The sequence below is a fragment of the Pseudoduganella sp. genome, from assembly GCF_041914865.1.
Lineage (GTDB): Bacteria > Pseudomonadota > Gammaproteobacteria > Burkholderiales > Burkholderiaceae_D > Rugamonas.
This window is the reverse complement of sequence record NZ_JAYSCO010000020.1, coordinates 55,627-75,705: the sequence shown is the minus strand read 5'-3', so window position 1 is coordinate 75,705 and position 20,079 is coordinate 55,627. Positions and strand designations below refer to the sequence as shown.

The 20,079-nt window shown below is 67.7% G+C and carries 22 protein-coding genes; 6 read left to right on the top strand and 16 right to left on the bottom strand.

Features of this window, described 5'->3' with window-relative positions:
• Positions 1-19: 19 nt before the first annotated feature.
• Entirely contained in the window at positions 20-181 is a 162-nt protein-coding gene (locus ACE3TQ_RS11950; RefSeq protein ID WP_374582417.1) for a hypothetical protein, read from the bottom strand.
• A 103-nt stretch (positions 182-284) separates the two neighbouring features.
• The gene (locus ACE3TQ_RS11945; protein WP_374582415.1) at positions 285-752 is read right to left on the bottom strand and encodes an Lrp/AsnC family transcriptional regulator; all 468 of its coding nucleotides are present in this window, start codon (positions 750-752) and stop codon (positions 285-287) included.
• 192 nt (positions 753-944) lie between these two features.
• Between ACE3TQ_RS11945 and ACE3TQ_RS11940 the strand changes: the two genes are divergently transcribed.
• Positions 945-4,457, top strand: coding sequence for an indolepyruvate ferredoxin oxidoreductase family protein (locus tag ACE3TQ_RS11940; RefSeq protein ID WP_374582430.1), 3,513 nt, complete (start codon positions 945-947; stop codon positions 4,455-4,457).
• Between the two features lie 71 nt (positions 4,458-4,528).
• Here the strand turns inward: ACE3TQ_RS11940 and ACE3TQ_RS11935 are convergent, their stop codons facing one another.
• Together ACE3TQ_RS11935 and ACE3TQ_RS11930 are read right to left on the bottom strand one after the other, a co-directional pair.
• Positions 4,529-4,648, bottom strand: a complete 120-nt coding sequence (locus tag ACE3TQ_RS11935) for a hypothetical protein (protein WP_374582429.1) — start codon at positions 4,646-4,648, stop codon at positions 4,529-4,531.
• Entirely contained in the window at positions 4,648-4,923 is a 276-nt protein-coding gene (locus ACE3TQ_RS11930; protein ID WP_374582414.1) for a hypothetical protein, read from the bottom strand. The genes ACE3TQ_RS11935 and ACE3TQ_RS11930 overlap by 1 nt, the downstream gene beginning before the upstream one ends.
• Before the next feature lie 202 nt (positions 4,924-5,125).
• Here ACE3TQ_RS11930 and ACE3TQ_RS11925 point away from each other — a divergent pair, with 202 nt between their 5' ends.
• Complete coding sequence (locus ACE3TQ_RS11925; protein WP_374582413.1) at positions 5,126-5,896, top strand: hypothetical protein; 771 nt, start codon at positions 5,126-5,128, stop codon at positions 5,894-5,896.
• Positions 5,897-5,901: 5 nt separating this feature from the next.
• On the opposite strand, the gene ACE3TQ_RS11920 is transcribed toward ACE3TQ_RS11925, so the two are convergent.
• Positions 5,902-6,777 carry a LysR substrate-binding domain-containing protein gene (locus tag ACE3TQ_RS11920; protein ID WP_374582412.1) on the bottom strand — a complete coding sequence of 292 codons (876 nt, stop codon included), beginning with the start codon at positions 6,775-6,777 and terminating at the stop codon, positions 5,902-5,904.
• Positions 6,778-6,855: 78 nt separating this feature from the next.
• Between ACE3TQ_RS11920 and ACE3TQ_RS11915 the strand changes: the two genes are divergently transcribed.
• Entirely contained in the window at positions 6,856-7,485 is a 630-nt protein-coding gene (locus tag ACE3TQ_RS11915; protein ID WP_374582411.1) for a LysE family translocator, read from the top strand.
• A gap of 83 nt (positions 7,486-7,568) precedes the next feature.
• Positions 7,569-9,080: an FAD-binding oxidoreductase gene (locus tag ACE3TQ_RS11910; protein WP_374582410.1), complete on the top strand. Its 1,512-nt coding sequence runs from the start codon at positions 7,569-7,571 to the stop codon at positions 9,078-9,080.
• Here the strand turns inward: ACE3TQ_RS11910 and ACE3TQ_RS11905 are convergent.
• From ACE3TQ_RS11905 to ACE3TQ_RS11870, 8 genes are read right to left on the bottom strand one after another with little or no spacing between them, the layout of a single operon-like run.
• Positions 9,049-9,489 (bottom strand): nuclear transport factor 2 family protein, encoded by a 441-nt coding sequence (locus tag ACE3TQ_RS11905; protein WP_374582409.1) that lies wholly within the window; start codon positions 9,487-9,489, stop codon positions 9,049-9,051. The two genes, ACE3TQ_RS11910 and ACE3TQ_RS11905, sit on opposite strands and share 32 nt — an antisense overlap.
• A complete protein-coding gene (locus ACE3TQ_RS11900) occupies positions 9,486-10,262 on the bottom strand; it encodes an SDR family NAD(P)-dependent oxidoreductase (RefSeq protein WP_374582408.1) in 777 nt (258 codons plus the stop codon). Before ACE3TQ_RS11900 ends, ACE3TQ_RS11905 begins: the two co-directional genes overlap by 4 nt.
• Positions 10,250-10,780, bottom strand: a complete 531-nt coding sequence (locus tag ACE3TQ_RS11895; RefSeq protein WP_374582407.1) for a DUF3833 domain-containing protein — start codon at positions 10,778-10,780, stop codon at positions 10,250-10,252. Before ACE3TQ_RS11895 ends, ACE3TQ_RS11900 begins: the two co-directional genes overlap by 13 nt.
• A complete protein-coding gene (locus tag ACE3TQ_RS11890) occupies positions 10,761-12,041 on the bottom strand; it encodes an MFS transporter (RefSeq protein WP_374582405.1) in 1,281 nt (426 codons plus the stop codon). The genes ACE3TQ_RS11895 and ACE3TQ_RS11890 overlap by 20 nt, the downstream gene beginning before the upstream one ends.
• Positions 12,038-12,610, bottom strand: coding sequence for a chalcone isomerase family protein (locus ACE3TQ_RS11885; protein ID WP_374582404.1), 573 nt, complete (start codon positions 12,608-12,610; stop codon positions 12,038-12,040). The genes ACE3TQ_RS11890 and ACE3TQ_RS11885 overlap by 4 nt, the downstream gene beginning before the upstream one ends.
• The gene (locus ACE3TQ_RS11880) at positions 12,570-13,784 is read right to left on the bottom strand and encodes a class I SAM-dependent methyltransferase (RefSeq protein ID WP_374582402.1); all 1,215 of its coding nucleotides are present in this window, start codon (positions 13,782-13,784) and stop codon (positions 12,570-12,572) included. Before ACE3TQ_RS11880 ends, ACE3TQ_RS11885 begins: the two co-directional genes overlap by 41 nt.
• The gene (locus tag ACE3TQ_RS11875; protein WP_374582400.1) at positions 13,781-14,554 is read right to left on the bottom strand and encodes a DUF1365 domain-containing protein; all 774 of its coding nucleotides are present in this window, start codon (positions 14,552-14,554) and stop codon (positions 13,781-13,783) included. The genes ACE3TQ_RS11880 and ACE3TQ_RS11875 overlap by 4 nt, the downstream gene beginning before the upstream one ends.
• A complete protein-coding gene (locus tag ACE3TQ_RS11870) occupies positions 14,551-15,831 on the bottom strand; it encodes an NAD(P)/FAD-dependent oxidoreductase (protein WP_374582399.1) in 1,281 nt (426 codons plus the stop codon). Before ACE3TQ_RS11870 ends, ACE3TQ_RS11875 begins: the two co-directional genes overlap by 4 nt.
• A 96-nt stretch (positions 15,832-15,927) precedes the next feature.
• On the opposite strand from ACE3TQ_RS11870, the gene ACE3TQ_RS11865 reads away from it, so the two are divergent.
• Entirely contained in the window at positions 15,928-16,536 is a 609-nt protein-coding gene (locus ACE3TQ_RS11865; RefSeq protein WP_374582398.1) for a TetR/AcrR family transcriptional regulator, read from the top strand.
• Here the strand turns inward: ACE3TQ_RS11865 and ACE3TQ_RS11860 are convergent.
• The 3 genes from ACE3TQ_RS11860 to ACE3TQ_RS11850 are packed head-to-tail and all read right to left on the bottom strand — an operon-like array spanning position 16,533 to position 19,554.
• On the bottom strand, positions 16,533-17,249 hold the full coding sequence (locus ACE3TQ_RS11860) for an ABC transporter ATP-binding protein (RefSeq protein WP_374582397.1): 717 nt from the start codon (positions 17,247-17,249) through the stop codon (positions 16,533-16,535). The two genes, ACE3TQ_RS11865 and ACE3TQ_RS11860, sit on opposite strands and share 4 nt — an antisense overlap.
• The gene (locus ACE3TQ_RS11855) at positions 17,246-18,487 is read right to left on the bottom strand and encodes an ABC transporter permease (RefSeq protein WP_374582396.1); all 1,242 of its coding nucleotides are present in this window, start codon (positions 18,485-18,487) and stop codon (positions 17,246-17,248) included. Before ACE3TQ_RS11855 ends, ACE3TQ_RS11860 begins: the two co-directional genes overlap by 4 nt.
• A gap of 8 nt (positions 18,488-18,495) precedes the next feature.
• Complete coding sequence (locus tag ACE3TQ_RS11850) at positions 18,496-19,554, bottom strand: efflux RND transporter periplasmic adaptor subunit (protein ID WP_374582395.1); 1,059 nt, start codon at positions 19,552-19,554, stop codon at positions 18,496-18,498.
• Between the two features lie 203 nt (positions 19,555-19,757).
• Between ACE3TQ_RS11850 and ACE3TQ_RS11845 the strand changes: the two genes are divergently transcribed.
• Positions 19,758-20,069 (top strand): ArsR/SmtB family transcription factor, encoded by a 312-nt coding sequence (locus ACE3TQ_RS11845; protein ID WP_374582393.1) that lies wholly within the window; start codon positions 19,758-19,760, stop codon positions 20,067-20,069.
• Positions 20,070-20,079 lie beyond the last annotated feature (10 nt).

Genomic DNA, 20,079 nt, shown 5'->3' with positions numbered 1-20,079 from the left:
TGCCGGGCATGGCCTTTTCTCATTTCGACTTTTTGCCGGCTTGCGATTGCGGGCTCTTGCCCGGCTGGCCGGCTTTGTTTCCCGGCTCGGCCGACTGCTTGTTGCCGGCGTTTTTGCTGTTCTGCGTCTCTTCCAGCTTGCTGTTGCGGCCATTCTTGCCGGCCTGGGTGGGCTTGCTCATGATTGCCTCCTTGTAGACGAGAGTGCCCATCATAATCACGGCGGCGCGGGAAGGGCACGCGATTGAAACGTGGCCAACCGCGAGCGGCCCTGAGCCCGGCCATTCAGACCGGCAGCGCGGTCTCGTACTTGACTTCGCGCAGGGCCACGCTGGTATTCACCTGCGAAACGCCGGGGAGCTTCAGCAGCACATTGTGCAGAAAGTCGTGGTAGGTGTTCATGTCCGCCACCACCAGCTTGACCATGTAATCCGACGTCCCCGTCACCTCGTAGCACTCCATGACTTCCTCGCGCACGCGCATGGCATTCTCAAAGCTCTCCACCACGCCCGGATCGTGCCGCGCCAGCGAAATGTGGAGCAGGCAAACCTGGCGCAAGCCCAGTTTATTGCGGTCGACCAGCGCCGCATAGCGGGTGATGACGTTCTTCTCCTCCAGCTCCTTTTGCCGCCGCCAGCAGGGCGTAGCGGACATACCCACCCGCTCAGCCAACTCATTGGTGGAGATTGCGCTGTCCTTCTGCAGTTCAGCAAGGATTTTGCGGGACGCCGCGTCAAAAGTGGAATTTTCCATTTACTGCCCGAAAAGAGAAATAAAGTTTCTTTCGGCCTGAATCCCGCAGTAATTGAGGAATATTTTTTTGGCCCCGGAAACCTACCATAGAGCCCACGATAGTACAGGCGGATCGACGCCAATTACAAGGTATAAAAAGGAGACAAAATGGGTTCGATGGAAGAGGGCGTGGCGCTGGCAAGCCCGCAGGAAATGGGCTATGGCGGCGAAGTGACGCTGGCGGACCCGGACTACCGCCTGGACGACAACCTGCGGCGCGAGAGCGGCCGTATCTTCATCACCGGCACCCAGGCGCTGCTGCGCATGATGCTGATGCAAAAGCGCCTGGACGAACTGCGCGGCCTGAAAACCGCCGGCTTTATCAGCGGCTACCGCGGTTCCCCGCTGGGCGCCGTCGACCAGGAAGTATGGCGCGCCGCCGAACTGCTGAAAGCAAACCAGATCGAATTCCTGCCCGCCATCAATGAAGAGCTGGGCGCCACCGCCGTGCTGGGGACCCAGCAGGTGGAAAGCGATCCCACGCGCCAGGTGGACGGCGTGTTCGCCCTTTGGTACGGCAAAGGCCCCGGCGTTGACCGCGCCGGCGATGCGATCAAGCACGGTAATGCCTACGGCTCCTCGCCGCACGGCGGCGTGGTGGTGGTGCTGGGCGACGACCATGGCTGCGTCTCGTCCTCCATGCCGCACCAGAGCGAGCAGGCCCTGATGGCCTGGTCGATGCCGGTCCTGAATCCCGCCAATATCGAGGAATACCTTGAATTCGGCTTGTACGCATGGGCGCTGTCGCGCTACTCGGGCACCTGGGTCGGTTTCAAGGCGATCTCGGAAACCGTGGAAGGCGGCGCCGTCGTCAACATTCCGGAAATGCCCGACTTCCTCGCCCCCACCGACTACCAGCCGCCCGCCGACGGCCTGCACTACCGTTGGCCCGACCTGCCAGGCCTCGGCATTGAAGTGCGCGTGCACGAAAAGCTGAAAGCCGTGCTGGCCTTTGCGCGCGCCAACCCGATCGACAAGCTGGTGGTGCCGGCGCCGGCCGCCACGCTCGGCATCGTCAGCGCCGGCAAAGCCTACCTCGATCTGGTGGAAGCGCTGCAGCGCCTCGGTCTCGGCTTCGACAAGCTGGAACAGCTGGGCATCCGCCTGTATAAGCCGGGCCTGACCTATCCGCTGGAAGCGACCGGCCTGCTGTCGTTCGCCCAAGGGCTGGAACAGATCCTGGTGATCGAAGAGAAGGGCGCCGTGGTGGAAGAGCAGATCAAGCAGCTGCTGTACAACCAGCCCGAACGCCCCATCGTCCTCGGCAAGACCGACGCGACAGGCGCGCCGCTGCTGTCGGCGCTGGGCGAGCTGCGCCCCTCGCGCATCGCCCCCGTGCTGGTGCGCTGGCTCGCCCCGCTGCACCCGCAAACCGACCTGGCAAGCCGCTTGCCGGACTTCTGCGCCGCCAGCGGCCTGTCGCAGGACGCAGTGCGCCGTACCCCGTTCTTCTGCTCCGGCTGCCCGCACAACACTTCGACCAAAGTCCCCGAAGGAAGCCGCGCCCTGGCAGGCATCGGTTGCCACTTCATGGCGACCTGGATGGACCGCGACACCGTCACCCTGACCCAGATGGGCGGCGAAGGCGTGCCATGGGTCGCCGCCTCGCGCTTCGTCGCCGAACCGCACGTATTCCAGAACCTGGGCGACGGCACCTACTACCACTCCGGCTACCTCGCCGTGCGCCAGGCGATTGCCGCGAAGGCCAACATCACCTACAAGATCCTGTACAACGACGCCGTCGCCATGACCGGCGGCCAGCCGGTGGACGGTGGCCTGAGCGTGCCGCAGATCGTGCAGCAGGTGCTGAGCGAAGGCGCCGTGAAAGTCGTGGTGGTCACCGACGACACCACGCGCTACCAGGGCGTCACGCTGCCGCAGGGTGTGGCAGTGGAAGACCGCAAGGAACTGGACGCCATCCAGCGCATGCTGCGCCAAATCAAAGGCGTGACGGTGCTGATCTACGACCAGACCTGCGCCGCCGAAAAGCGCCGTCGCCGCAAAAAGAACCGCCCGGGCCGCGAAGTCTTCCCCGACCCGCAACGCCGCATGATGATCAACCCCGCCGTCTGCGAAGGCTGCGGCGACTGCGGCGTGCAATCGAACTGCCTCTCCATCCTGCCGCTGGAGACCGAGCTCGGACGCAAGCGCCAGATCGAACAAGCCTCCTGCAACAAAGACTACTCCTGCGTGGAAGGCTTCTGTCCAAGCTTCGTCTCCGTGATCGGCGGCACGCTGAAAAAGCCCGAAGCAGCACGGGTGACGCAGGCGCAGCTGGAGCTGGCGCTGGCCGGCCACCCGCAGCAGAAGCAGCACGACTTCGCGCAGCCATTCGAAGTGCTGGTCGCCGGCATCGGCGGCACCGGCGTCGTAACGCTTGGCGCGCTGGTCACCATGGCCGCGCACCTGGAAGGGAAGGGCGCCTCCACGCTCGACTTCATGGGCTTCGCGCAAAAGGGCGGCGCCGTCATGTCGCACGTACGCCTCGCCGCCTCCCCGGAAAAACTGAACCAGGTACGCATCGACCTGCGCCAGGCCGACGCCCTGATCGCCTGCGACCTGGTGGTCGGCGCCATGCCAGACGCCCTGGCCGTGATTGGCCACGGCCACACGCAGGTGGTAGCAAACAGCCGCGAAACGCCGACCGCCGAATTCACCCGCAACCCCGACGCAGTGGTGAACAAAGACGCCCTGATCGCCAAGCTGCAGCAAGCCGCCGGCAGCGGGCAGGTCACCAGCCTCGACCCCACCGAGCTCGCCACACGCGCCCTCGGCGAACCGATCGCCGCCAACATCGTCCTGCTCGGCTACGCATGGCAGAAAGGCCTGGTGCCGGTATCGAACAGCGCCATGATGCGCGCGATTGAACTGAACAACGTCGCCATCGACATGAACAAACGCGCCTTCCTGCTGGGCCGCCTGGCCGCCGCCAATCCGGCAACGCTGCAGCAAGTGATCGGCGCCAAGCCGCAGGTAGTGCAGTTCATCGCACCGCAAGGGCTGGAACAGATCATCGAACACCGCAGCCGCCTGCTGGCCGCCTACCAGGACGAAGCCTATGCAGCGCGCTACGTAGCCCTGGTGCGCGCGGTGGAGCAGAAGGAGCGCGCCATCGAAGGCCAGCAATCCAAGGTAGTGCTGGCGCGCGCCGTCGCACGCAACCTGTACCGCGCGATGGCCTACAAGGACGAATACGAAGTCGCACGCCTGCACAGCGACGGCGCATTCGCCGCGCAGATCGCCGCACAGTTCGAAGGCGACTACAAGCTGCAATTCCACCTTGCCCCGCCGCTGCTGGCACGCAAAGGCAGCAACGGCAAACCGCGCAAGCAAGCCTATGGCGCGTGGATGCAAACCGGCTTCCGCGCCCTGGCAGGGATGAAGCGCCTGCGCGGCACGCCCCTCGACGTCTTCGGCTACACCTCAGAGCGCCGCCAGGAACGCGCCTGGCGCGAGGAATATATGGCAGCCGTGCAGCAGATACTGCAGACCCTAAGCGACGACAACAAAGACATCGCCCTGCGCCTCGCGCAACTGCCGGAATCGGTACGCGGCTTCGGCCACGTCAAGCTACCCGCCCTCGCCACCGCCCGCGAACGCCTCGCGCAACTGCAACAACAATTCGGGGTCAGGTCTGACATTCGGACAGCCGCTGCGCACATTTGATTTTTCTCAAAGCCTAAGCGAGCGATCTCGCCTAGGCGCTCGGGGTTGGGTTTGGGCAATTTGTCCGATTGTCAGACCTGACCCCGAATTTTCCCGCCCCAGCTCTCGGCGCTGGACTGCTCCACCATCAGGCCGATCGCCGCGTCGCCCTTGGTCAGGTCGGCCAGCGAGCGCGCCTGCTTGTTTTCGATCAGCTCGCGCGAGAAGACATTGACGCTGAAGGGCGTGTCCTGCAGTGATTTTCGCCGAGCACGCCGACGGTTGCATTCTTGCTTCGGTAGGCGGTATCGGCCGAGTCGTCTTCGGCGCTGGTCCGGACGTTAATGGTCGGCAGGACGGCCGGCTGGTCCTCAGCGTGCGCAGCAGGCGCGCCGAATGCCAGGCCGAGCATGGCCAGGCTCAGGGCTGCATTAAGCGCGATGATGGTGGGGCCGAATCCAGGGCCGATAATGTCGTGAATGTGCATGCTGCATTCTTTTTAAGGCTGGGTATTGCGCTTTAGACGAATGGGAATACGTTTTGTTCAGGGGCCTGATCAAGGTGTCTGGACAGGACGGGCCAGGTGGCGGCCGGCGGCATCGTCTTCGCCCAGGAGGTGGGCTGCGATATACTGGCCGCGTTGTTCAACCCGCCCTCCGAGTTCGATGCGCATATTGCGGCTGCTTACCTTGTCGATTGGCCTGGTGCTTGCATGCCAGGCCAGCGCGGCTTGTCCCGCCCTGCGCTACGGCTATACCGACAAGGCGGTGACGCCGTACTACCTGGGCTCCGGTCCCAAGGCACCCGAGCCGCCCGGCGCGCTGGCCGAACTGGCGCGCGAGGCTGCCGCCAGCGCCCACTGCGGGGCCGAATTCGTGCGCATGCCGCCGGCGCGCCTGCAAAAGAGCCTGGACGAGGGCGCGATCGATGCCATGTCCCTGTTCGCGCCGGAAGTGGTGGGTGATATGCCGAACGTGGTCTATCCGCGCGATAAGCACGGCAACCTGGATACGGCGCGCGCCTTGCCGCTGTACACCGTGGTGTTCGTGCGGGCGCGCGATGGCTTGCCGCTGGATGGCGATCCGGGCCAGGTCTTGCGCGGCAAGATCATCGGCGTCTCGCAAGGTGCGCCGCACATCAGGTACCTGCAAAAGGCCGGGGTGGAAGTCGACGCCGGCGCGGCCAACCCGGACCGGAATTTCGAGAAGCTGAAGCTGGGCCGCATCGACGGCTTTGCCATTTCACTTTCCACCCCGGAGGATATGGATGCTTCGGTGGCGCAGCGTTACGGCAAGCAGTTCGTACGACTGCGCAAGCCTATCCTCACCATCAACTCCTGGCTGGCGCTGAACCGCGCCTATTACGACAACAACCGCGCCGCGTCGGAAGCAATCTGGGACTGGTACGGTGCCCATGGGCGGACGCGCCTGATCCAGCTGCTGAAGAAGTACGGCCGCTAAGCGGCTCAGGTGCCGAAGCGCTGCACCACGAATTCGACGAAGCTGGCCAGCTTGGGCGTGGACTGGCGGTCGCGCGGGTAGATCAGGTGCATGGGGCGTGGCTGCGGCCAGTATTCGCGCAGGACGGGCACCAGGCGCCCGGCGGCGATTTCGTCTGCCAGCACGGCATCGGCCTGCATCACCAGCCCCAGGCCCGCGGCTGCCGCCAGGCGCAAGGCTTCGCCATTGTTGGAGCGCATGCGGCAGCTCGGAGGGGCGCTTTCCGTGGGGCCGAACTGCCAGCGCGCATTGCGCCGCCAGTGGGAAAAGTCCAGGCAGCGGTGGCGGGACAGATCGTCCGGTTTGCGCGGCGTGCCATGCCGCGCCAGGTAGTTCGGGGCGGCGCACACCATCATCTGCAGCGGCGTCAATGGACGCGCCACCAGCGTCGAATCCTTGAGCGGCCCGATGCGGATGGCGGCATCCAGCCCTTCCTCCACCAGGTCCGACAGGCGGTTGGACAAGTCCAGTTCGAGGTTCACCTCGGGATGCAGTTCGAGGTATTCGGCCATGGCGGGCGCCAGGCAGCGGCTGCCGAAGGCGGCGGGGGCGCTGATTTTCAGCGTGCCGCGCGGGACGGTGCGCATGGCCTGCGCGCCCGTTTCCGCCGCCTGCACCAGTTGCAGGATATGGCGGCATTGTTCGGCATACTGCTGGCCGATCTCGCTCAGGCTCTGGCTGCGCGTTGTACGGTGCAGCAGGCGCGCACCGACCAGCTGCTCAAGCGCCGCAATGTGCTTGCTCACCATGACGGTCGACATGTCCAGCGCGCGGGCGGCGGCGCTGAAGCTGCCGGCGTCCACCACGCGCACAAAGACTTCCATGCTGCGCATCTTGTCCATCGATTGTTAAGTATGGGTTAAAGATGTTGTTAATTCTAAGGTATTTTTAATTGCCTTGCGGGGCAGGATACTGGCGGCATGACAACGATGACGCTCTCCCTCTGGCTGGCCTTCCTCGCCATGGCGCTGGCCGCCACCTTCAGTCCCGGACCGGCCGTGCTGCTGGCGGTATCCACCACCCTGACCCTGGGCGCGCGCCGCACCGCCTACAGTTCGGCCGGCAACGCGGTCGGCGTGTTCCTGGTTTCCTGCGTGGCGGTGGGCGGCATGGGGCTGTTGTTGCGCGCCTGGCCGCAGGCCTTCACGGCCTTGAAACTGGCCGGCGCCGCCTACCTGGCCTGGCTCGGCATCAGGCAGTGGCGCCAGGCTGGACGCGCCGCGCAGGGCGGCCTGGCGAGCGCGCCGGAAGGCGCCAGCCGCGCGGCGGTGTTTCGGCGCGGGCTGCTGGTCGCCTGCAGCAATCCCAAGGCCATCCTGTTCTTTGCCGCGGTATTCCCGCAGTTCATGCCACCGGGGCGGGTGGACATCCCGCGCTTCCTGCTGCTGAGCCTGACCTTCGTGGCGAGCTCCCTGGCCGCACACCTGAGCTATGTGCTGCTGGCGGCGACAGCCGGCGCGCGGATGCTGTCGGGCCGCCGCATGCTGCTCCTGCAGCGCGGCACGGGATTGCTGTTCATCGGCCTGGCCGCTGCGCTGGCCTTCAATTGATATACCAATTGCATACCAATTAGTTAAATTGGTGCTAATATCGACCTCCCGGGCCGCATTGGCCCGTCACATGGGGGGAGCACATGGATCGCAGGCGTTTTCTCGATTTAGCAGGGGGATCAACCGCAGCGTTGCTGGCGGGCTGCGGCGGGGGCGGGTCCTCCGGCACGGCGCCGCCGCCGGTCACGCCGGGCGATCCTGGCTTGAACTGGTCTGGCCTGGCGTCCTCGCTCAAGGGCCAGCTGCTGCGTCCCGGCGATGCGGCCTACACCGCCGCCAGCCTGCTGGCCAATACGCACTTCGACAGCGTCAAGCCGGCCGCCATCATCAAGTGCGCCTCGGCGGATGACGTGAAGGCCGGCCTGGCCTTTGTGCGCGCCAACAAGCTGGCGGTGACGCCGCGCTGCGGCGGCCATAGCTGGGCCGGCACCTCGACCACCACGGGTGTGGTGCTGAATGTGACGCCGATGAACGCGATCCAGGTCAATGCCGATGGCACGGCCAAAGTGGGGGCGGGCGCGCGCCTGGCGGAAGTCTACGACACGCTGATTGCCAGGGGCGTCTGCATCCCGTCCGGCACCTGCCTGACGGTTGGTATCGCCGGCATCACGCTGGGCGGCGGCATCGGCATCCTCGACCGCCAGTACGGGCTGACGTGCGACAACCTGCTGGCGGCGGACGTGGTGACGGCCGACGGCCGCCTGCTCACCTGCGACGCGAATACGGAGCCCGACCTGTTCTGGGCCCTGCGCGGCGGTGGTGGCGGCAATTTCGGCGTGGCCACTTCGTTCACCTTCAGGACGCACCCGATACAGGACATCACGGTGGCGCGCGCCGACTTCCGCATGCAGGACTTCGGCGCGGTGCTCGATGCCTGGCAGCGCTGGCCGCAGACGCTGCCGGACAATATCTGGGGCCAGGTCTATGTGCAGTTCGGCCCGGGCGGCGCCGGCGGCACGGTGACCGCCTACTGCCTTGGCAGCATCGGCTTCCTGCAGCCGCACTGGGACGCCTTCCTGGCCGCGACCGGGGTGCCGCGCGCCAGCCTGGCCACGGCCATCAACCAGATGCCGTACCGCGACGTGGCCTGGAGCATGTGCGCCGGCGATACGCTGGCCCAGTGCAGCGTGAGCGGTTCCACGCCGGAAGGGCGCAAGACGCGCTACGACTCGCTGCTCAGTTCAGATTTCTTCAACGAGCCGCTGCCGGCGGCCGCGATCGCGGCGCTCAGCCAGGCGGCGACGGATGCCGCGGCCGCCGGCATTGCCGGCTCCTACATCTTCGACCATATGGGGGGCGCCATCGGCCGCATCGCGCCGGATGCGACGGCCTTCGTGCACCGCAAGGCCCTGTTCAGCCTCGAATACGCGACCTGGCCGAACCGCGGCGTGTACGACACCGCCTTCCCCAACCGCATGCGCGGCAAGATGAAGGCGTGGAGCCGCGGCGGCGCCTACGTGAATTACCTCGACCCGCTGCTGGCCGACTGGCAAACGGCCTATTACGGCGCCAACTACGCGCGCCTGGCGCGCGTGAAAAAGCAGTACGACCCCGAGCGCGTGTTCAATATGGCGCAGGGCGTGGCGCCGGCGTAGACAGCCGGCGCCTCAGCCACCTGATCGGCAGGCCGACCACGGGCAGCTTTTGCAGCAGTTCTTCCGCCGCGTCCCAGTAGTCGCGGTGCTCGACCACCTTGCCGTCCGGGCCAAAGCGCAGGTGCGAGGCGCCTTCCACCGTGTAGGGCTTGCCGCGCAGCTTGAACTCGAACAGCCAGGTGACGAAGGCCTGCTCGCCCTGCGCCACCCGCTCGCGGATGATGAAGCGCGGCTTCTCGGTACTGTCGAACATGTGCCGGAAGATCGCTTCGATGGCCGGGATGCCGCGCACGTCGTTGAACGGGTCGCGGAAGCTGGCGTCGGCGGCATAGTACCGGCTGGCGTGTTGCACGGTGTCCGGAGTCAGGCTGGCGTACCAGTGCAGCAATTGGTCGAGTGCTGTTGTCATGTCTTGGCGAGTTGGGCGAGCAGGGCGAAGCGCAGCCGGTAAGGCAGCAGGCGCACCAGTTTAACCAGCAGCGTGAAGCGCCAGGGGAAATGTATCTCAAAGCGTCCGGCCGCCATGCCGCGCCGGATCGCGCGCGCCGCCGCTTCCGGCGTCTGCAAGGCCGGCATGCGGAAGTCGTTGCGGGCGGTGAGCTGGGTGCGCACGAAGCCGGGGTTGATCAGGTACACGTCCAGCCCGCGCGGGTGCAGGTCGGTGTAGAGCAGCTCCGCCAGGTTGATCAGCGCGGCCTTGCTCGGCCCGTACACGCTGGCCTTGGGCAGGCCGAGGTAGCCGGCTACGCTGGCGACGATGGCGATGCCGCCGCTGCCGCGCGCCAGCATGTCCGGCAGCACGGTGGCCAGGCCGCTGTACACGCTGCCCAGGTTGATGCCGAGCGTGCGCGCGGCGCCGGCCGGCGTCACTTCCCAGCTGCGCTCGGGGCGGTATTCGGCGGCGCAGAACACCACCAGGTCGATGCCGCCGAACGCGCCGCAGGCCTGGCGGTAGGCGTCGGGCCAGGCCGCCTGCTCCAGCGCGTCGAACGGCAGCAGCAGCGCGTGCGGATGGCCGGCGGCGACGGCGGCCAGCTGTTCGGCGCGGCGGGCCGACAGCGCCACGCGGGCGCCGGCGGCCAACGCTTCCGCCGCCAGGGCGGCGCCGATGCCGCTCGACGCGCCCACCAGCCATACGCGCTTGCCTTCCCAGTTTTCGATGCGGCGGTTCAATGGGCGCATGACCGTTTCCTGAACATCAGCGTGACCTGGCCCAGCTCGATGCCGAATTTGCGCATGCTGGCGCGGTTGATCATCGTGCATTCGTCGATCAGGAACATCCAGTCGTCGAACTTCATTTCATAGGTGCTGCCATCGACCGGCAGCAGCAGCGTGTATTGCCAGCGCAGGGCGTTGCCGGCGACCTCGCCGTGCGCCGGGCCCACCACGTCGGCGGCCGTGCCTTGCCAGCGTCCGCCGGGCTGCGCCACCAGGCGCCACACGCGGCGCTGGGTGCTGCCGTCGTCGTAGCGGAAATGCTCGTCGAGCTGCAGGGCGCCGTTGTCGGCCTTGCCCTCGATCGTGACGTGGAAGCGCTTGACCACTTCGCCGCCGCGTTTCTGGAACATGCCCCAGGCATCGGTGGTGCCGCTGAAGAAGGCGGCCACGTCGAGCTTGGGCTGGGCCGGGGCGTAGTGCTGCACATCGTGGCCGGCGCAGGCGGTAAGCAGCAGGGCTGCGCTAAGGATGGTCTTTTTCATCAAGCCTCCAGAGGATGAACATGGCGCCGAGTTTGAACAGGCAGGGCAGGCCGGCATACATGGCCGCCAGCGCCGGGCTGGGGCCGGCGCCCGGGCGGTAGCCCAGGGCTGCCAGCAGCGGCAGCGCGAGGCCGGTGCAGGCCAGCGCCAGTTTGCCGAGCAGGGTGTAGACGCTGTAGTGGATGCCCATGCTTTCGCCGGGGCGCACCGCTTGCGCGAACAGCACGGGCGGCAGGGCCAGGTCGGCGCCCAGCGCGGCACCGGCGCCGATGCAGGCCAGCAGGTACAGCGCCTGGTCGCCGGGGCCGAGCAGGCCGGCGCCGGCAAAGGTGGCCACCGCCAGCAGCATGCCGAGGCGCCAGGCGCGCGCCGTGCCGATGCGCGCCGCCAGCCGCACCCACAGCGGCAGGCCGCACACGGCGGCGGCGAAGTAGGCCAGCAGGAAGCCGGCCGCCTGCGCCGGCGCCTGCAGCTGGTCGCGGATGAAGAACAGGGCCAGCGTGGCCGGCAGCGCCATCGAGACGGCGTTCAGGAAGTAGGGCGGCAGCAGGCGCAGGAAGCGGCCGTTGCTGCGCAGGCGCTGCAGCGCCTGGCGCCAGGGCTGGCCGCCGGCACCGGCGCCGCCGCTGGCGCGCTGCCAGGCCGGCGCCCAGCGCAGCAGCGCCCACAGCGCGAGCGCCAGCAGCAGGGCGAAGCCGGCGCTGTACCAAGCCATGCTGGCCGGCACGCTTCCGGTGTCGCCCGCCATGATGGCGGCCGGAATGGCGCTGGCGAGCATGATGCCGGCCAGGCCGGCGCCTTCGCGCCAGGCGGCAGGCCCCAGCAGCGCGTGCGCCTGGCCGTGGCTGCGCGCCGCGCCGCCATCCAGCGTGGCGCCCCAGGCCAGGTAGGCGATGTTCAGGAAGCTGTGCGCGCAGTAGGCCAGCACCAGCATGGCTGCCAGCCATGGCACGGCGGCGGCCGGATTGGCGGGCGGCAGCCACAGGCCGGCAAAGGCCAGGCCGAACAGGGCGGCGGCGGCGCCCAGCCAGGGCGCGGTGCGCTGGCCCAGGCGGTCCACCAGCAGGCCGAGCGCCGGGTCCTGCAGCGTGTCGAACAGGCGCGCCGCAAACAGCACCCAGCCCAGTTGCGCCAGGCTGACATCGAGCTGCAGCGCGTAGAAGGCCGGCAGGTGCACGTACACCGGCAGCGCGGCCATGGCGAGCGGCAGGCCGAGCAGGCCGTAGGCGGCGTGGTCCAGGCGCAGCCAGCGCGCGCTCATGGCTGGCCTCCCAGCAGCTGGCGGCGCAGGTTCTGGTCGCGGCTCGACTCGTGCAGCCAGATGCCGAAGAAGGCTTGCGCCAGCTGCGGGTCCGGGATCTCGGCCAGCAGCTTGTCGCGGTCGTACAGGCGCATGCCCTGGCCCGGCAGGTGCAGGCCCACCAGCTGGTCGCCCTCGGCCACATCGACGAAGGCGGTGCGCAGCTGGGCCTCCCAGCGCTGCGCGGTGGCGGCGTCGCGCGGCGCGATGCCGAGGCGGCGGATTTCATCCATGCTGGTCTGCACCAGCCGCTCGCGGCTGATGCTGCGGTGGTAGCGCAGCTGCAGCGCGAAGCGGGCGGCCGGGTCGAACGGCTGCTTCTCGCTCCACAAGGTGGCGTGGTAGATGCGCAGGCCGAACCAGCGCAGCTCGCCGCCGCCGACGGCGCGCGCCTGCGGCAGCTCGTCGCGCCAGTTGGCGTGCGCGGCGCCCGGCAGGGCGGCGCCGGCTACGGCCAGGGCCAGGCAGAGCGCCGCGGCGCGCGCCTTCTCAAGCCAGCGTCGGCTTGGCCAGCAGGAACTGGACAACATTGGTGCGGCCCTCATCAAACGCGGCTTCGCAGTAGGCGAAGTACATATGCCAGATGCGCTGGAAGCGCTCGTCGAAGCCCAGGGCGGCGATCTCGGCGCGCCGGGCGTTGCATGCGCGGTCCCAGCGGCGCAGGGTTTCGGCGTAGTCGGGACCGAACGGATGGATGTCCTGCGTCGCCAGCCCGGCGCACGCCGCCTGCTGCATGAAACGCTCCACGCTGGGCAGCATGCCGCCCGGGAAGATGTACTCCTGGATGAAGTCCGTGCTGCTGCGGTAGCGCGGGAAATAGCGCTCGCCGATGGTGATCGACTGCACCATGGCTTTGCCGCCCGGGCGCAGGCGCTGCGCCAGCGCGCGGAAGTAGTCCGGCCAGTACTTCTCGCCGACCGCTTCGAACATTTCAATCGACACCACGGCATCGTACTGGCCCTCGATGTCGCGGTAGTCGCGCAGTTCCAGCTGCACCAGCCGGTCCAGGCCCAGCTTGGCGATGCGCTGCTGCGCGTGCTGCAGCTGGGCGGGCGAGATGGTCAGGCCGTGCACCTGGATGCCCTGGCGCGCCGCCTGTTCGGCAAAACCGCCCCAGCCGCAGCCGATTTCCAGCACGCGGTCGCCGGCGCGCAGGCCGAGCGTGTCGATGATGCGCTGGTACTTGCGGCGCTGCGCTTCCTGCAGCGGCAGGCTGTAGTCGCCCTCGAACAGGGCGCTGGAATAAGTCCAGCTGGGGTCCAGCCATAGCGCGTAGAACGGGTTGCCCAAGTCGTAGTGGGCGTGGATGTTGCGCTTGCTGCCGGCGCGCGTATTCGGGCGCAGCAGGTGGCGCAGGCGGTACCACCAGTGCGCCAGCGCGCCGCCGAACATGGCGCGCTCCAGCTCCTGCTCGTTGCGCAGGGCCAGGCGCAGCAGGGCGGCCAGGTCGGGCGTGTCGATCCAGCCCGCGCCGTAGGCTTCGGCAAAGCCGATGTCGCCGGCGCGCAGGATGCGGCTGCAGGCGCGCCAGTCGTTGATCTTCAGCGTGGCGCCGCAGGCCATGTGGGCGTCGCCGAACACCATGCGGGTGTCGTCGGGCGTGACCAGGGTCAGGTGGCCGTGGCGCAGGCGGCCCAGCAGCGACAGGAAGAGTTTGGCGCCGGCCGGCGCCGCCAGCTGGCGGATGGCGAGGGTAGTGGTCATTGCAGGTAGTCCTCTTGCAGGGAAACAGTCTTGGCGGGCGCCGGGTGCTTGCCGAGGAAGGGCACGCCCTTCAGCCACAGGCGCAGCGCCTGCCAATGGATGCGCGCCACGACGCCGACGCACAGCAAGGGCTGGCGCAGCAGGGCGCGCAGCAGCGCGGCATCGCCCAGCGGCACCGGCTTGCCGGCGAGCGCGGTTTTCAGCAGCAGGCCGTCGCCGTCGTGGTAGTCGATGCGGGTGGCATGGCCGGCGGCGCCCAGGCGGAAGCGGAAGCGGTAGTGCCCCTCCACCCGGCAGAACGGCGACACGTGCAGCTGCTTGGCGCATTCGGCGCGGCCGTCGGCCGGGTCCACGCGCAGCAGGTAGCAGTGGCTGGCGCCGAAGGTGTTGTTGACTTCCGCCAGCACGGCGCACAGGCGGCCCTGCGCATCGTGGCAGTGCCAGAAGCTGACCGGGTTGAACGCGAAGCCGGCGATGCGGGGGAAGGTTTGCAGCCAGATCTTGCCGTCGGCGGCAATGCCGTGCTGGCGCAGCAGGCCGCGCATCCAGCCGGCCAGGCTGCTGCCGTCGCGCGGGCCGTAGTCGCGCGTGCGCAGCGACAGCAGGCGGCGCCGGTCGACGCCGAACCAGGCGCTGTTGCAGGCGTCCAGCCGGTCCAGGTCAAGGCGCAGGTAGAACACGGGATAGGTGAAGCGGTTGCGGCGCGGGCGCAGGCGCTCGTGCATGACCTGGCCCTGGAACAGCTGGCCGGATGGCAGGTCGCCGCTCATGGCAGCACCGTCCATTGCGGCGCGCAGCCAAAGGCTTGCGCCACGCGCAGGGCCGATTTCAGGCCGTCTTCATGGAAGCCGTAGCCGCTCCAGGCGCCCGCATGCCACACCTGGCCGGCGCCCTGGATGGTGTGCAGCTGCTGCTGCGCGTCGATGGTGGCCTGGTCCATGATCGGGTGCTCGTACTCGAAGCGCGCCAGCACCGAGCCTGGCTCCGGCGGCTGCTGCGGGTTGAGCGTGACCAGCACCGGCGTTTCAAACGGCAGGCTTTGCAGCTGGTTCAGCCAGTAGGTCACGCACACCGGGCGCGCGCCGTCGACGCTGGCGCCGGACAGGTAGTTCCAGGCCGACCACAGCTTGCGCTGGCGCGGCATCAGGCTGCGGTCGGTGTGCAGCCAGGCGGTGTTGGGCTGGTAGCGCACCCCGCCCAGCACGGCCCGTTCCTGCGCGCTGGCGTCGGACAGCATGGCCAGCGAGGTCGGGGCGTGCGTGGCCAGCACCACGGCGTCGTATTGCTCCGTGCCGCGCGCCGTTAGCAGCGATACGCCGGCGGCACCGCGCGTTACCGCCAGAACCGGCGTGGCCAGGCGGCAGTCGGGCAGGGTGGCGGCGATGCGGCGCACGTATTCGCGCGACCCGCCTTGCACCGTGCGCCATTGTGGACGGCCGTTGACTTGCAGCAGCGCGTGGTTCAGGCAGAAACGGAGGAAGGTGGCGGCCGGGAATTTCAGGATGTCGGCCGGGGTGCTGGACCAGATCGAGGCGGCCATCGGCAGCAGGTAGGCATCGCGGAACAGGGCGCCGTAGGCGTTTTCCTGCAGCAGCTGGCCGAGCGTGACGGCGCTGCCGCCGACCTGGCCGAGGTAGCGCTGCGAGTGGCGGTTGAAGTGCAGGATGTCCATCACCATGCGCAGGAAAGACGGCGACAGCAGGCGCAGGCGCTGCGCGAACAGGGTATCGAGGCTGGTGCCGGCCCATTCCAGCGCGCCGTCGTCCATCGACACGGCGAAGGACATGTCGCTGGCGATGCTGCCCACGCCCAGCTCGTCGAGCAGGGCGATCAGGTTCGGGTAGGTGCGTTCGTTATAGACCAGGAAGCCGGTATCGACGCCGCACACGCGGCCTTCCAGCGTGACGTCGACGGTGTTGCTATGGCCGCCGAGATAATTGCCCGCCTCGTACAGCACCACGTCGTGGCGGCGGTTGAGGAAGTAGGCGCTGGCCAGGCCGGAGATCCCGGCGCCGATCACGGCGATGCGTTGGCGTGTCTGTGTCATGGTCATTTGTCGGTTTTTTCTGCCGGGCTCTACCGGCGTGCTAATATTACTACCAACAAAATACAAAAGCTACTGATTAGTAGCGAAATTTAACTCATGAGTATCATTCCAAAGTTTAGCTTTAAAAATCAGGCATTTAAGCTGCGGGAGAATGCGATCCTGGATGCCACCACGGTCGTCCTCAGCAGCAAAGGCTATGATTTGATGACGATGGACGATGTCGCGGGCGCGGTCGGCATCTCGAAACCAAGCCTCTACAAGCACTTCAAGTCGAAGGAGGAGCTGGTGGGCGAGGCGATGGTGCGCCTGCTGGAGGGCGCGATCGAGGAAGTGGACAAACTGCCGACCGCCCTCAACCCGGTCGAGAAACTGCAAGCCTTGCTGGAGTGGGCCATGCGCGTGCGCCTGGGCGGCGGATTGCCCTTCCTGCCGTCCACCAGCCCGCACGTGCGCGATATGCTGATGCGGAACTTCAAATACATGACGCGCGTGCTGAAGCTGAACCGCCTGCTGGAGGGCCTGGTCAAGCAGGCGCAGAAGGAGGGCTTGCTGAATACGGCCCTGCCGAGCGATGTGATCCTGTTCAGCTACTACGCGCGTACCTGCGACCCGGCGGTCGAGTACCTGCAAAAATTCAGCAAGATGAGCGACGATGACATCGTGCGCCACATGCTGAAGGTTTCTTTCGAAGGCTTCAGGCCTTAGTTCCGGGCGCTGTCGGGCTGGGCCAGCGGCGCTGGCCGCCAGCCCGGGTCGATGCGCCCGTCGACCAGGCCGATGCAGCGGTCGGCCGCGCTGGCGAAACTGGCGTCGTGCGTGACCGCCACCACGGTCTGGCCGGCATCGGCCAGGCTGCGCAGGATCTGGCGCACATTCAGGGTGGAGGCCGAATCGAGGTTGCCGGTCGGTTCGTCGGCCAGTATCAGCACCGGGTCGTTGGCCAGGGCCCTTGCCAGCGCCGCGCGCTGGCGCTGTCCGCCGGACAGCTGCGACGGGAACTTGCCCGCCTGGTCGGCGATGCCGAGGCGTTCCAGCAAATGCAGGGCATAGGCGCGCGCGGCATCGTCGCCGCGCCGGCCCAGGCGCTGCATCGGCAGCATCACGTTCTGCAGCACGGTGAACTCGGCCAGCAGGAAGTGGAACTGGAATACGAAGCCCAGCTTGGCCAGGCGCAGCGCCGCCAGCTGCTCTTCGCCATGGCGGCTGATGTCTTCCCCTCCCAGCCAGAGCTGGCCGCCGTCGGGCCGGTCCAGCAGGCCAAGCAGGTAGAGCAGGGACGACTTGCCGGAGCCGGACGGCCCCATGATGCAAATGAATTCGCCGCGCTGGATATCGAGCGAGACATCGTTGACCAGGGTCACCGGCACCTCGCCCGGCAGGCGCCGCAGCAGGTGTTCGGCGCGCAGCACGCTGCTCATGTCGCCCCCCGCAAGGTATCGACCGGATGCTGCTTGCCGGCCTTGTTGGCCGGCAGGTAGGCGGCGCACAGGCAAGCCGCCATGGCAAAGCCGATCGCCAGCAGGTACTGTTCCGCTCCCCACCACACCGGCAAATGCACCACGTCGCTGACGCCGGGCGGCTTGAGTTCGACGCTGGCCAGCACGTGCATCATGCCGTAGCCGAGCAGCAGTCCCGCGCTGCTGCCGACCAGGCCCATGATGGCGCCCTGGTAGAGGAAGATGTGGCGTATGTCGGCGGCGCTGAACCCCATCGCCTTCAGGATGGCGATGTCGCGCCGCTTGTCCATCACGATGGTGGAGATGGTGTTGTAGATGCCGAACGAGGCCACCACCAGGATCGCCGTCACCACACTGTACATGATGATGTTGCGCACCAGCAGAAGGCTGAGCAGGTCTTCCGAGGCTTCGATCCAGGACACGGATTTGTAGCCGATGGCCTGCTCGATGCCGGCCGCCACATCGCGCGCCGCCTGCGGGTCGTTGAGCTGGATGATGAAGCGGTTGACGCGGTTGGGCCGCGCCAGGATCACCTGCGCACGTTTGAGCAGGGTGAAGGTTTCCCCTTCATCGTAAGCGGCATTGCCGGTGCGGAAAATGCCTACCACTTTCATGATGCGCGCGCCGCTGGCCGTCACCACGCTGACCGTGCTGTTCACACCAAGCTGGAACTTCTGCGCCAGGCCCTGGCCGATGACCAGGCCATTCGGCGCGGCGGCCAGGTCGTCCAGGGTGCCGGCCACCATCTGCTCGTCGATGGTGGAGACATCCTTCATGCGCGCCGGGACGATGCCGGACAGGCTGACGCCTTGCTGCTGGCCGGCGAAGGTCAGCACGGCGGAGCCGCGCAGCACCGGCGCCACGCGCAGGCCGGGCCAGGCTTCGATGGTTTCCAGCTTGCTGCGGTGGCTGCGAATGCCGCGCGTTTCCACCGGCGGCTTGACGTTGCTGATGGCCACCGCCGCGCCGGGCCAGCGTACTTCCGCCGGCTGCACGCGCGCGTTGCGGTACTGGTCGGCCACGGTGATGTGGGGGCTGTTGTCGACCAACCGTTTCAGGAAATCGCGCTCGGAGCCGCGCATCAGGGCCGACACGGCGAGGAAGAAGGCCACGCCGAGCGCGATGCCGAGCAGCGACACCAGGGTCGAGCGGCGCCGCCGCTGCAGGTGGGCGAGGGCGATGGCGAACTGGACGCGCATGCCGTCCCCTAACGCGCGGCCGCCGTCGCCGGCGTTGCGGCCGGAGCCGCTGCGTGCACCCTGGCGCGGCGCCCCTCGGCCAGCTGCGCGCCGGGCTGCGCCACGACACGCTCGTTGCCCTGCAACCCTTGCAGCACCTCGACCCGTTGCGCGCTGCGCACACCCGGCACGATGCTGCGCCGCTGCAGGCGCCCGTCCTGCCCAACCACCCAGACGCTATCGCCCTGCAGCGCGGCGGCCGGCAGCAGCATGGCATGCTCGCGCCGCGCCACCACCAGGTTGGCGTCCACCGTCATGCCGGTCTGCAGGGCGCCCGGTGCGGCCAGCGCGATGCGCACGCGGTAGGTGCGCGCCACCGGGTCGCCCTTGGGCGTGATCTCGGCCACGCTGCCATCGAACACCTGGCCGGGCAGGGCGTCGGCTTTCAGCACCACGGCCTGGCCGACGCGCACGCGGCTGATGTCCTCCTCGTCGATTTCGGCGGTCACGCGCAGCGGCGCGCAGCAGGCCAGCACGAAGATGGCCTGGCCGGGGCTGATGTACTGGCCCACTTCGCCGTCGCGGCGGATGATGGTGCCGTCGGCCGGCGCCAGCAGCGCCATGTAGTCGCGCTGGGCGCGTACGCGGCGCAGCGCCGCTTCCGCCGCCAGCAGTTCGGCCTTGGTGCGGTCGGCTTCGCCGCTGGAAAGGAAGCCGCGTTCGGCCAGCGTGGCGGCGCGCGCATGCTGGTTGCGGCTGTAGTCGACGCGGGCGCGCTGTTCGTCGACGCTGCCTGCCAGGTCGGCGTCGTCCAGGCGCGCCAGCAGCTGGCCCTTGCGCACATGCGCTCCCTCATCGACCGTGCGCTCGGCCAGGCGGCCGCCGACGCGCGGCGCCAGTGGCAACATGACCGTGGGTTCCACCGTGCCGGTGGCGTAGATGGCGTCGACCGCCGGCCCGCGCTCGATGGCGGCCAGGGTGACCGGGATCGGCCCCCACTGCCACCACGCCAGCGCCGCCAGGCCAGCCAGCAGCGCGACCGCCAGCGCCAGGCGCCAGCGCAGGGAAGGTCGGACGGGTTCGGGCATCGATGGGCTCCGGCAGTCGGGATGGCTCCCAGTGTGGCGCTGGTGGCGGGAGCGGGATATGACCTGGGTCATGCCGCTTGAATTTAGCACAAAGCGGGGCACGGCCGGTCGTCGATACGACAGTTCGAAGATTGTCGAAATATCTTGACAGCCCGCCGCCGGGCCGATTATTCTGTATTCGTCGATGAACGAATGAGGGATGTATGAGCAGTTGTTGCGAAGCCAAACCGGGCGCCAGCCTGCCAGCCGTGGATGCCGAACAGGTGGCCCAGCTGTGCAAGGCGCTGGCCCATCCGGCGCGCGTGCAGCTGCTGTGCTACCTGGCCGCGTACGGCGCCTGCTACTTCGGCAACCTGGCCGATGTGCTGCCGCTGTCGCCGTCCACCATTTCCCAGCACGTGACCATCCTCAAGGAGGCCGGACTGATCCTGGGCTCGTCCGACGCGCAGCGGGTCTGCTACTGCATCAACCCGGAGCGCATCGGCCAGCTCAAGCAACTGATCAATGCCCTGTGAAGGGCATTTT

Coding starts and splice junctions, on each gene's coding strand:
- ACE3TQ_RS11855 (WP_374582396.1), bottom strand. CDS start 18,487: ATGCGCGTCCAGTTCGCCATCGCCCTCGCCCACCTGCAGCGGCGGCGC.
- ACE3TQ_RS11850 (WP_374582395.1), bottom strand. CDS start 19,554: ATGCCCGAACCCGTCCGACCTTCCCTGCGCTGGCGCCTGGCGCTGGCG.
- ACE3TQ_RS11870 (WP_374582399.1), bottom strand. CDS start 15,831: ATGACACAGACACGCCAACGCATCGCCGTGATCGGCGCCGGGATCTCC.
- ACE3TQ_RS11895 (WP_374582407.1), bottom strand. CDS start 10,780: ATGAAAAAGACCATCCTTAGCGCAGCCCTGCTGCTTACCGCCTGCGCC.
- ACE3TQ_RS11845 (WP_374582393.1), top strand. CDS start 19,758: ATGAGCAGTTGTTGCGAAGCCAAACCGGGCGCCAGCCTGCCAGCCGTG.
- ACE3TQ_RS11865 (WP_374582398.1), top strand. CDS start 15,928: ATGAGTATCATTCCAAAGTTTAGCTTTAAAAATCAGGCATTTAAGCTG.
- ACE3TQ_RS11910 (WP_374582410.1), top strand. CDS start 7,569: ATGGATCGCAGGCGTTTTCTCGATTTAGCAGGGGGATCAACCGCAGCG.
- ACE3TQ_RS11930 (WP_374582414.1), bottom strand. CDS start 4,923: ATGCACATTCACGACATTATCGGCCCTGGATTCGGCCCCACCATCATC.
- ACE3TQ_RS11920 (WP_374582412.1), bottom strand. CDS start 6,777: ATGGACAAGATGCGCAGCATGGAAGTCTTTGTGCGCGTGGTGGACGCC.
- ACE3TQ_RS11940 (WP_374582430.1), top strand. CDS start 945: ATGGGCTATGGCGGCGAAGTGACGCTGGCGGACCCGGACTACCGCCTG.
- ACE3TQ_RS11915 (WP_374582411.1), top strand. CDS start 6,856: ATGACAACGATGACGCTCTCCCTCTGGCTGGCCTTCCTCGCCATGGCG.
- ACE3TQ_RS11900 (WP_374582408.1), bottom strand. CDS start 10,262: ATGCGCCCATTGAACCGCCGCATCGAAAACTGGGAAGGCAAGCGCGTA.
- ACE3TQ_RS11950 (WP_374582417.1), bottom strand. CDS start 181: ATGAGCAAGCCCACCCAGGCCGGCAAGAATGGCCGCAACAGCAAGCTG.
- ACE3TQ_RS11880 (WP_374582402.1), bottom strand. CDS start 13,784: ATGACCACTACCCTCGCCATCCGCCAGCTGGCGGCGCCGGCCGGCGCC.
- ACE3TQ_RS11945 (WP_374582415.1), bottom strand. CDS start 752: ATGGAAAATTCCACTTTTGACGCGGCGTCCCGCAAAATCCTTGCTGAA.
- ACE3TQ_RS11890 (WP_374582405.1), bottom strand. CDS start 12,041: ATGAGCGCGCGCTGGCTGCGCCTGGACCACGCCGCCTACGGCCTGCTC.
- ACE3TQ_RS11860 (WP_374582397.1), bottom strand. CDS start 17,249: ATGAGCAGCGTGCTGCGCGCCGAACACCTGCTGCGGCGCCTGCCGGGC.
- ACE3TQ_RS11875 (WP_374582400.1), bottom strand. CDS start 14,554: ATGAGCGGCGACCTGCCATCCGGCCAGCTGTTCCAGGGCCAGGTCATG.
- ACE3TQ_RS11905 (WP_374582409.1), bottom strand. CDS start 9,489: ATGACAACAGCACTCGACCAATTGCTGCACTGGTACGCCAGCCTGACT.
- ACE3TQ_RS11885 (WP_374582404.1), bottom strand. CDS start 12,610: ATGTTGTCCAGTTCCTGCTGGCCAAGCCGACGCTGGCTTGAGAAGGCG.